Origin of the sequence: Caulobacter sp. D5 (assembly GCF_003185805.1) — a bacterium.
GTDB lineage: Bacteria > Pseudomonadota > Alphaproteobacteria > Caulobacterales > Caulobacteraceae > Caulobacter.
The window spans coordinates 1-9048 of record NZ_QHJY01000313.1 but is presented as its reverse complement, the minus strand read 5'-3'; the positions used below and the strand labels follow the sequence as shown (position 1 = coordinate 9048).

Below are 9048 nucleotides of genomic sequence, written 5' to 3'. Positions count from 1 at the left end.
TGTCAGCAGCCGCTTCCCCCTCCGGCCCTCCGGGCCACCTCCCCCTTCAGGGGGAGGATCGTCAAGCCAGTCCCGCCCGTCCGTAATACAGCGTCCCAACGCTCTCGCGCTTCAGCCCGCGCGCGATCCGCGGGCCGAACTTGGTCGCCGACAGCAGGCGCTGAACCATCCCCTCGTCCCCCGCCCGGCGGAACGCCCGGGCCGAAGCCGACCACAGCGCCGTGGTCGCCGGATGCGGCGCGACGAGGCCGGCGGCGAGGCCGAGGGCCAGCAGGCTCCAGCCGGCGGCGCGGGCGGTGATGCGATCAGGACGGGTCATGGTCGTGCTCCTTTCTGACGGGGTCGAGGAGGACCGCCGGGGGCTGGGCGGTGTGGCGGTCCTCCTCGGGCCGCCGGATAGTCCTTTCCAGGCTATTCGGCGGCGATGGCGATCTCGTCGGCGGAGATCCCCAGGCGGTAGGCGACGCCGGCCCCGTAGGCCGGATCGGCGCGATGGAAGTGCACCAGCTGGCGCTTCTGGATCTCGACCGGCACGCCGTGCATGGCCGCGGCGATGTTGTCGAACAGCTGGCGCTGCTGGTCGGCGCTCATCAGCCGGAACAGGTCGCCTGGCTGACTATAGTCATCGTTCCCGTCGCGGTGGCTGTAGCGGTCGGCGTCGCCGTGGATCGGCAGCGGCGGCTCGGCGACCGAGGGATCCTCCACCGGCCCGCCGAAGCTGTTGGGCTCGTACCAGGCGTCAGTGCGCGGCGGGCTGTCGAACCGCATCGCGCCGTCGGCGTGGTAGTGGTGCACCGGGCAGCGTGGACGGTTCACGGGCAGCGCCTCGTAGTGGGTGCCGATCCGGTAGCGGTGCGCATCGGCGTAGGAGAAGATCCGCGCCTGCAGCATCTTGTCGGGCGAGAAGCCGATGCCCGGCACGATGTTGGACGGCGAGAACGAGCTCTGCTCCACCTCAGCGTGGTAGTTGTCCGGATTGCGGTTCAGCTCCAGCACCCCGACCTCGATCAGCGGATAGTCCGCGTGCGGCCAGACCTTGGTCAGGTCGAACGGGTTCCAGCGGAAGCTCGCGGCCTGGGCCTCCGTCATGATCTGCACGTAGAAGGTCCAGCGCGGGAAATCGCCCTTCTCGATGGCCTCGAACAGGTCGCGCTGGGCGCTCTCGCGGTCGTTGGCGATGACCGCGTTACCTTCCGCGTTCGTCCAGTTCTTGATGCCCTGCTGGGTCTTGAAGTGGAACTTCACCCACACGCGCTCATTGGCGGCGTTGAGGAAGCTGTAGGTGTGGCTGCCAAAGCCGTGGACATGGCGATAGCTCTGCGGCAGGCCCCGGTCCGAGAACAGGGTCGTCACCTGGTGCAGGCTTTCCGGCGACAGGCTCCAGAAGTCCCACATCGCCGTCGGCGAGCGCAGGTTCGACACCGGGTGGCGCTTCTGGGTGCGGATGAAGTCGGGGAACTTCAGCGGATCGCGCAGGAAGAACACCGGGGTGTTGTTGCCCACCAGGTCCCAGTTGCCCTGCTGCGTATAGACCTTCAGGGCGAAGCCGCGCACGTCACGCTCGGCGTCGGCCGCGCCGCGCTCGCCGGCCACGGTCGAGAAGCGCAGCAGCACCTCGCTCTCCGCGCCCGGTTGCAGGGCGGCGGCCTTGGTCCAGCCGCTGATGTCGTGGGTGATCTTCAGCACGCCGTAGGCGGCCGAGCCCTTGGCGTGGACGGCGCGCTCGGGCACCCGCTCGCGGTTCTGGTGGGCCAGCTTTTCCATCAGCTGGTAGTCCTGCATCAGCAGGGGCCCGCGCGGGCCGGCCGACAGGCTGTTCTGGTTATCCGCGATCGGCGCCCCGGCGCTCGTCGTCATGGTGATCTTGGTCATCTCGGCCCTCGTCATCTCGCAGCACCACTGTCCCAGGCGGCGCCCGATAAATCCAATTGATCGTTTTTGCCGACAGTATCGGCTCGATCTATCGAAGCCTAGGCGGGACGATAGGACGGGTCTTGAACGGCCACGCCTCGACCCGGAGCGTCCGGCGGTCTAATCCAGGGCCATGACCGCCATCCTGCCCGACGCCGCCGCCGCCAACTGGGTCGACCGCTACGCCCCGGCCGCCTTGCGCCCCTGGCTGAAGCTGGGACGGTTCGACCGCCCGGCCGGCATCTGGCTGCTGATGCTGCCCGGCTGGCAGGGCATCGCCCTGGCCGCGGCCGAGAAGGGCCAGCTGCCCAATCCCTGGCTGCTGATCGCCTTCTTCGTCGGGGCGGCCCTGATGCGGGCGGCCGGCTGCGCCTTCAACGACATCGTCGACCGCGACTTCGACGCCCAGGTGGCTCGCACCGCCCTGCGCCCGATCCCGGCCGGCCTGATCACCGTCAAGCAGGCCTGGCTGTTCCTGGTGGGGTGCAGCCTGACCAGCTTCCTCATCCTGATCTGCCTGGGCTGGCTGGCGATCGGACTCGGCGTGGCCTCGCTGCTGCTGGTGGCCGGCTATCCGTTCATGAAGCGCATCACCTGGTGGCCGCAGGCGTGGCTGGGCCTGACCTTCAACTGGGGCGCCCTGCTCGGCTACGCCGCCGCCACCCATTCGCTCTCGTGGTCGGCCGCCCTGCTCTACGCCTCGGGCATCTTCTGGACCCTGGGCTACGACACGATCTACGCCATCCAGGACATCGAGGACGACGCCCTGGCCGGGGTGAAGTCATCGACCCGCCGCCTGGGCTCCAAGGTCCGCCAGGGCGTGGCGATCTTCTACGTCCTGGCCTTCGTGCTGGCCCTCTGCGCGGCGTGGGTCGGTGGCCTCGGACCGCTGTTCCTGCCGCTGCTGGGCCTCTACGGCCTGCACCTGTCGCGCCAGGCCGTGGCCGTGAAGCTCGACGACGGGCCGGGCGCGCTGAAGCTCTTCAAGTCCAACGCCCAGGCCGGGGCGATCCTTGTCCTGGCGCTGGTGGCGGGAGCGTGGACGCCGGCGGGGTTCTGAGGCCGCAAGACCCCCTCAGTCGCTCCGCGACAGCTCCCCCAGAGGGGAACATCTTCTTGGCTCGGCGTTACTCGATCCTCCCCCTCTGGGGGAGGTGGCCCGGAGGGCCGGAGGGGGCCTCCCCGGTCAAAACGGCCCCGCGCGGTAGATCCGCTCCATCGACCGCTCCAGCTCGCCGAGGCGGCGGTCGTAAACCCGCGCCAGGCACGCCCGGTTGGCCTTGCAGCCCGCCCGCTCATTCAGCCAGGCCTGCTGGCTGTCCATCAGCGCCCCGCGCGCACCCATGCCCATCGTCTTCTTGTTGACGTCGTAGAGCACGCTCATCCGCACGTCCTTGTTGTCGAGGCTGCGGTCGGCGCAGATCGCCTTCTCGTCGGCCCGCCTAGCCTTGGCGCAGTCGAAGCTGGCGGCGTGGGAGGCGCCGGCGAAACCAAGCGACACAAGGGCGACGACAACAGGCAAGCGCATGAAAAGTCTCCGGAAAAGGACCTGACCTAACGGCATTCTGTCGGCTGGAACCTGAATGTGCGATGATCCGTTCCATGGCCGTCGCCGCTCGCATCAAGCCGCAGGAGCTGTTCTCGTCGGAGGACTGGGCCCGCCTGTCGCGCCGCTCGTCCTGGCGCGGGATCGCCATGGTCGCCCACGCCTGGGGCGTGATCCTGCTGGCCGGGGCGGTGTTCGTCGTCTGGCCCAACCCGTTGACCTACATCGTCGCCGTGATGCTGATCGGCGCCCGGCAGCTGGGCCTGGCGATCCTGATGCACGAGGCCGCGCATGGCGGGCTGCACCCCAATCTCAAGGTCAACGACTGGCTGGGCGAGTGGCTGTGCGCAGCCCCGCTGGGCGCCGCGCTGAACGCCTACCGCCCCTATCACCTGACCCACCACAAGTTCGCCCAGCAGGCCGAGGACCCGGACCTCGTCTTGTCGGCCCCGTTCCCGACCACGCGCGCCTCGCTGCGCCGCAAGATCATCCGTGACCTGACGGGCCAGACCTTCTTCAAGCAGCGGTTCGGACCGATCCTGGCGGGCCTGAAGAAGCGCCAGCATGGCCAGGCCCCGGGCGCGATCTTCGCCCGCGCGGCGGCCGGCCAGAAGCGGTTCCTGCTGATCAACCTGGCCATGCTGGTCGCGCTCAGCGCCGTCGGCCTGTGGTGGGCGTGGCTGGCGCTGTGGATCGTGCCGATGGCCACCTGGTTCCCGCTGGTCACCCGCCTGCGCAACATCGCCGAGCACGCCCTCGTCGCCAAGGACGAGCCCGATCCCTTCCGCCACGCCCGCACCACCAAGGCCAACTGGCTCGAGCGCGCCCTCGTGGCCCCCTACCACGTCAACTTCCACGCCGAGCACCACCTCTTCATGCACGTGCCCTGCTGGAACCTGCCGCAGGCGCACCGGCTGCTTCGGGAGAAGGGGCTGACCGAGGGCATGCTGAACGCGCCGGGGTACCTCACGGTACTGAAGGCAGCGTCGGGGAAGGTGGCGGCTTAACCCCCTCCGGCCCTCCGGGCCACCTCCCCCAGAGGGGGAGGATCTGGAAAGCGCCGAGCAAGATGCTCCCCCTCTGGGGGAGCTGTCGCGGAGCGACTGAGGGGGTCTCGCGCGAGCGCGAAACGCCTATAACCCGCCCATGATCGTCCAGACCCTGGAAGGCCGCCGGGCCTTCATCGCCGACAACACCCGCCTGCTGCCCACGCCGCACGCGCCTGAACTCCTGTTGCACCTGGCCGACGAAATCACGCCGATCTGGAAGCTGACCGAGGAAGCCCTCGAAGAGATCGGCCTGCCGCCGCCGTTCTGGGCCTTCGCCTGGGCCGGCGGCCAGGCCCTGGCGCGCTACGTGCTGGACCACCCCGAGATCGTGCGCGGCAAGCACGTGATCGACTTCGCCACCGGCTCGGGCATCGTCGCCGTCGCGGCGATGAAGGCGGGCGCGGCGAGCGTGCTGGCGGCCGACATCGATGTCTTCTGCGAGGCGGCCGTGGCGATGAACGCACAGGCCAACGGCGTCGAGATCGGCTTCACCGACGTCAACCTGCTGGACGCGCCGCCGCCGGCCGCCGACGTGCTGCTGGCCGGCGACATCTGCTACGAGGGCCCGATGGCCAAGGCGGTCATGGCCTGGCTGGCCCAGGGCCGCGCGGCCGGGGCGGCGGTGCTGGTCGGCGATCCGGGCCGCACCTACTTCCCCAAGGAGGGCCTGGTGAAGCTGGCCGAATACCAGGTGCCCACCACCCGCGAACTGGAAGACCTGGCGGTGAAGCGCACCAGCGTCTGGACTCTGCCCTGAGCGCTGATTAGAACATAATGAGAACATTCTGAGGAGCACGCCCATGCGCGAGGACGGCAAGATCGACTATATCGAGTGGGCGGGCGGCGAGCTGCCGGCCACCAAGGCCTTCTATTCGGCCGCCTTCGGCTGGACCTTCACCGACTACGGCCCCGACTACGCGGCCTTCGAGGGCCAGGGCGCCGACGGCGGCTTCGTCGGCGACGTCACCGAGGAACCGGCCAAGCCGCTGGTGGTGCTCTACGCCGTCGATCTGGAAGCCATGGAAGCCAAGGTGACGGCGGCCGGCGGCGTGGTGGTGAAGCCGATCTTCGAATTCCCCGGCGGCCGGCGGTTCCACTTCCTGGATCCGGCCGGCAACGAACTGGCCGTGTGGAGCGCGACGGGGTTCGAATAAAGCGATCCTCCCCCTCTGGGGGAGGTGGCCCGGAGGGCCGGAGGGGGGCCGTTTTCAGCCGCCGCAGACTGAAAAGTCCTCCCCCCAACGATCGCTGCGCGATCGCCTCCCCCACAGGGGGAGGTTCCTTCCCCCTCAGTCGCTCCGCGACAGCTCCCCCTTCAGGGGGAGCATCTGGAACCCGCAAAAACCGTCACAAACCCTGGCTAAGTTCCGCACCCTGACGATTGGGGAATCCAGGTGGGCCAGCGGAGCTGCGGCGACTGCGGGATGTGCTGCAAGCTGATGGGCGTCGAGGCCATCGGCAAGGCCCCTCACGCCTGGTGCGGCCATTTCCGCAAAGGGGCCGGCTGCGCGATCTATGCCGACCGCCCCAAGGCCTGCGCCGACTTCTCCTGCTACTGGCTGAACGCCGAGGGCCTGTCGGACGACTGGCGGCCCGACCGCGCCCGCTTCGTCCTGCACCGCGAGGACGGCGGCCGGCGGCTGATCGTCGAGGTCGATCCGGCCCAGCCCCAGGCCTGGCGCAAGGCTCCCTATCACGCCACCTTTCGCGACTGGGCCCGGCGCGGTGCGGCCGGCGGCCTGACCCTCAACGTGCTGGTCGGCCCCCGCGCCTTCGAGATCCGCGCCGACGGCGATGTTGATCTCGGTATCGTCCGCGACATGGCCGCCAAGCCCTTCGCGGGAGCCGCCCAATGAGCGACGTCGCCCCCGGCCCCGCGCCTGGCCCAGCCCCTGGAAAGGCCTGCGGCTCCTGCGGCATGTGCTGCAAGGTGCTGGCCATCGACGAGCTGAACAAGCGCGACGGCGTCTGGTGCGGCCACTTCAGGAAGGGCGGCGGCTGCGGCTCCTACGAGACCCGTCCGGGCGCCTGCCGGGGCTTCCACTGCCTGTGGCTGACCTCGGAAAAGCTCGACGAGACCTGGCGGCCCGACAAGGCCGGCTTCCTGATGTACTCCGACCGCGACGGCAAGCGGCTCAACGTGGTGGTCGATCCCGGCAAGCCGGCGGCCTGGAAGCGCGAGCCCTACTACCGCCGCATCAAGGCCATGTCGCAGCGGGCCTATGACGGCTACGAGCTGGTGGTCTGCGTCGGCGACCGCCGCACCGTGGTCTTCCCGACCGAGGACGTCGAGCTGGGCGTGCTGAACCCCGGCCACAAGCTGGTCAGCGGCTATGTGAACCGCGACGGCGCCCAGGTCCCCTTCGCCATGGTGCTGAGCGACGCCGAGGGCTGAGCGCCCGGACTGCTGAAACGGGCTCAGCAGGCCGTGGACGCGCCCGTGGCTAATCCCACCGCCTGAAGGGCGCTATGTGAGCCTCCTGAACCAAGGAGAGGCTCATGAGCGACGTCGTCGTAGTCATCGGGGCCGGCCAGATCGGCTAGGCGATCGCCCGACGTGTAGGCGTCGGCAAGCGCGTGCTGCTGGCCGACATGAAGCGCGAGAACGCCCAGGCCGCCGCCGAGGTGCTGGCCGACGCCGGCTACGAGACCCACGTCGCCGTGGTCGACGTCGCCTCGCGGGAAAGCGTTCAGGCCCTGGTCGCCACCGCCACGGCCCTCGGCGCGGTCACCGGCCTGATCCACGCCGCCGGCGTCTCGCCCAGCCAGGCGCCGGCGAGCGTCATCCTCAAGGTCGACCTCTACGGGACGGCCCTGGTGCTGGAGCTGTTCGGCGAGGTGATTGCGCCCGGCGGCTCCGGCGTCGTCATCGCCTCGCAGTCGGGCCACCGCCTGCCGCCGCTCAGCGTCGAACAGAACCACGCCCTGGCCACGACCCCGACCGAAGCGCTGCTGGCCCTGCCCTTCCCTGGCTCCGGAAGTGGTCACCGATCCGCTGAACGCCTACCAGCTCTCCAAGCGCGGCAATGCGCTGCGGGTGGCCGCCCAGGCCGTGCGCTGGGGCGCGCGCGGAGCACGGATCAACGCCATCAGCCCCGGCATCGTCATGACGCCCCTGGCCCGCGACGAACTCACCGGCCCGCGTGGCGCAGGCTATCGCCGGATGATCGAGGGATCGGCGGCGGGGCGCGCCGGAACGCCCGACGAGGTCGGAGCCGTCGGCGCCCTGCTGATGGGCCCCGACGGCGGCTTCATCACCGGCAGCGACATCCTGATGGACGGCGGGGTGACGGCCGCCTGGCTCTACGGAGACCTGGCGAAAGGATAAGCGGCTAGGCCGGCGCCTGGGCCGCGAGCACCGCGAAGGCGACCAGACCGCTGGCCACCATCAGGCTGAACCACAGCCTATGACGCCGGATCAGGGGCGCTGCGGGATCGATGGCGCGATAGCGGGCCGTCACCCGTTCCCACTTGGCCGCGTGCCAGCCCAGGGTCGTCTCCTTCGGCGCGCCGGGATCGGCGTGGCGATTGACCACCTCGACCATCTCGGAGATCGCCCGGTTGGAGCGGATACAGGCATAGATCGTGAAGGCGAGGCTGGCGATCCCGCCGCCCCAGACGGCCGCGATCAGCAGCACATGCATGGCGCCTCAGCCCCGCGCCTTCACCGGAGCCGCGCCGTCGACATAGGCCTCGTTGAGATAGACCTCGGCCTCCTGCGGCGACAGGGCCGGCGCATAGCCGAAACCCTGGCCGTAGTCACAGCCCAGCTTCTGCAGCGCGTGGGCCATCTCGGCGTTCTCGACGCCCTCGGCGACGACTTCCAGGTCGAGATCCTGGCCCAGCTTGACCACCGAGCGGACGATCTTGGCCGAGCCGGCGTTGCCGCCCATGGTCCGCACGAAGTAGCGGTCGATCTTCAGCGTGTCGAACGGCAGGCGCGTCAGGTACGACAGCGACGAGAAGCCGGTGCCGAAGTCGTCCAGCGCCAGGCCGGCCCCCGCCTCGCGCAGGCTGCGCAGGATCACCGCGGCCCGCTCGGGGTCGCGCATGATGTCGCTTTCGGTGACTTCCAGCTTCAGCGCGCCGCGCGGCAGGCCGTTCTCGCGCAGCACCTGGGCCACGTCGTGCACCAGGCCCGGACGGTCGATCTCGCCGGTCGACAGGTTGACGCTGACGGTCAGGGCGCCGACGGCCGGATGGGTATGACGCCAGGCGGCCAGCTGCTTGCCGGCGCTGCGCATCATGTGCTCGCCGAGCTCGGCCATCAGGCCCATCTCTTCGATCAGCGGCAGGAATTCGTCGGGCGGCAGCAGGCCGCGGCGCGGGTGGATCCAGCGCGCCAGGGCCTCGAAGCCCGACAGGGCGCCGGTCGACAGCCGCACGACCGGCTGGAAATAGGGGATGATCTCGCCCCGGCCGATGGCGCCGCGCAGGTCGGCTTCCAGCGCCAGGCGCGACAGGCCGTCGGTCTCCATCGAGCGGCCGTAGGCGGCGGCCGAGCCGCGCCCGTTGGCGGCGGCGGCCTCGACGGCCAGCTCG

Annotated in this window: 12 protein-coding genes and 1 pseudogene; 8 read left to right on the top strand and 5 right to left on the bottom strand. The window is 69.9% G+C overall.

All coding sequences use genetic code 11. The annotated features are described in order from the left end of the window. Nucleotides 1-61 precede the first annotated feature (61 nt). Complete coding sequence (locus DMC18_RS19250) at nt 62-319, bottom strand: hypothetical protein (RefSeq protein WP_110121337.1); 258 nt, start codon at nt 317-319, stop codon at nt 62-64. 92 nt (nt 320-411) lie between these two features. Then, the gene (locus tag DMC18_RS19245; RefSeq protein ID WP_110121338.1) at nt 412-1872 is read right to left on the bottom strand and encodes a catalase; all 1461 of its coding nucleotides are present in this window, start codon (nt 1870-1872) and stop codon (nt 412-414) included. A gap of 172 nt (nt 1873-2044) precedes the next feature. Between DMC18_RS19245 and ubiA the strand changes: the two genes are divergently transcribed. Continuing rightward, entirely contained in the window at nt 2045-2971 is a 927-nt protein-coding gene (gene ubiA, locus DMC18_RS19240) for a 4-hydroxybenzoate octaprenyltransferase (RefSeq protein ID WP_110121339.1), read from the top strand. A gap of 126 nt (nt 2972-3097) precedes the next feature. On the opposite strand, the gene DMC18_RS19235 is transcribed toward ubiA, so the two are convergent. Then, entirely contained in the window at nt 3098-3439 is a 342-nt protein-coding gene (locus tag DMC18_RS19235) for a lysozyme inhibitor LprI family protein (protein ID WP_110121340.1), read from the bottom strand. Between the two features lie 74 nt (nt 3440-3513). Between DMC18_RS19235 and DMC18_RS19230 the strand changes: the two genes are divergently transcribed. The 7 genes and pseudogenes from DMC18_RS19230 to DMC18_RS26645 all read left to right on the top strand — a co-directional run bounded on the left by DMC18_RS19230 (nt 3514) and on the right by DMC18_RS26645 (nt 7834). Next, on the top strand, nt 3514-4464 hold the full coding sequence (locus DMC18_RS19230) for a fatty acid desaturase family protein (RefSeq protein ID WP_110121341.1): 951 nt from the start codon (nt 3514-3516) through the stop codon (nt 4462-4464). Between the two features lie 139 nt (nt 4465-4603). Beyond that, nucleotides 4604-5263: a methyltransferase gene (locus tag DMC18_RS19225; RefSeq protein WP_110121342.1), complete on the top strand. Its 660-nt coding sequence runs from the start codon at nt 4604-4606 to the stop codon at nt 5261-5263. Between the two features lie 43 nt (nt 5264-5306). Continuing rightward, on the top strand, nt 5307-5660 hold the full coding sequence (locus DMC18_RS19220) for a VOC family protein (protein WP_110121343.1): 354 nt from the start codon (nt 5307-5309) through the stop codon (nt 5658-5660). Between the two features lie 240 nt (nt 5661-5900). Next, nucleotides 5901-6362 carry a YkgJ family cysteine cluster protein gene (locus tag DMC18_RS19215; protein ID WP_233245329.1) on the top strand — a complete coding sequence of 154 codons (462 nt, stop codon included), beginning with the start codon at nt 5901-5903 and terminating at the stop codon, nt 6360-6362. Beyond that, the gene (locus DMC18_RS19210; RefSeq protein ID WP_110121345.1) at nt 6359-6901 is read left to right on the top strand and encodes a YkgJ family cysteine cluster protein; all 543 of its coding nucleotides are present in this window, start codon (nt 6359-6361) and stop codon (nt 6899-6901) included. Before DMC18_RS19215 ends, DMC18_RS19210 begins: the two co-directional genes overlap by 4 nt. 197 nt (nt 6902-7098) lie before the next feature. Beyond that, nucleotides 7099-7341, top strand: a pseudogene (locus DMC18_RS27345) (KR domain-containing protein); the annotation flags it as partial. A gap of 145 nt (nt 7342-7486) precedes the next feature. Further along, nucleotides 7487-7834 carry an SDR family oxidoreductase gene (locus DMC18_RS26645; protein ID WP_199228574.1) on the top strand — a complete coding sequence of 116 codons (348 nt, stop codon included), beginning with the start codon at nt 7487-7489 and terminating at the stop codon, nt 7832-7834. A 4-nt stretch (nt 7835-7838) separates the two neighbouring features. Here DMC18_RS26645 and DMC18_RS19200 read toward each other — a convergent pair whose 3' ends face one another. Both DMC18_RS19200 and DMC18_RS19195 read right to left on the bottom strand, forming a co-directional pair. After that, on the bottom strand, nt 7839-8150 hold the full coding sequence (locus DMC18_RS19200) for a hypothetical protein (RefSeq protein WP_110121346.1): 312 nt from the start codon (nt 8148-8150) through the stop codon (nt 7839-7841). Nucleotides 8151-8156: 6 nt separating this feature from the next. Further along, nucleotides 8157-9048 (bottom strand): bifunctional diguanylate cyclase/phosphodiesterase (locus DMC18_RS19195; protein ID WP_146218135.1); only part of this gene is annotated, 892 nt, incomplete at its 5' end.

Coding starts and splice junctions, on each gene's coding strand:
- DMC18_RS19225 (WP_110121342.1), top strand. CDS start 4,604: ATGATCGTCCAGACCCTGGAAGGCCGCCGGGCCTTCATCGCCGACAAC.
- DMC18_RS19230 (WP_110121341.1), top strand. CDS start 3,514: ATGGCCGTCGCCGCTCGCATCAAGCCGCAGGAGCTGTTCTCGTCGGAG.
- DMC18_RS19210 (WP_110121345.1), top strand. CDS start 6,359: ATGAGCGACGTCGCCCCCGGCCCCGCGCCTGGCCCAGCCCCTGGAAAG.
- DMC18_RS19245 (WP_110121338.1), bottom strand. CDS start 1,872: ATGACCAAGATCACCATGACGACGAGCGCCGGGGCGCCGATCGCGGAT.
- DMC18_RS19235 (WP_110121340.1), bottom strand. CDS start 3,439: ATGCGCTTGCCTGTTGTCGTCGCCCTTGTGTCGCTTGGTTTCGCCGGC.
- DMC18_RS19250 (WP_110121337.1), bottom strand. CDS start 319: ATGACCCGTCCTGATCGCATCACCGCCCGCGCCGCCGGCTGGAGCCTG.
- DMC18_RS19220 (WP_110121343.1), top strand. CDS start 5,307: ATGCGCGAGGACGGCAAGATCGACTATATCGAGTGGGCGGGCGGCGAG.
- DMC18_RS19200 (WP_110121346.1), bottom strand. CDS start 8,150: ATGCATGTGCTGCTGATCGCGGCCGTCTGGGGCGGCGGGATCGCCAGC.
- ubiA (WP_110121339.1), top strand. CDS start 2,045: ATGACCGCCATCCTGCCCGACGCCGCCGCCGCCAACTGGGTCGACCGC.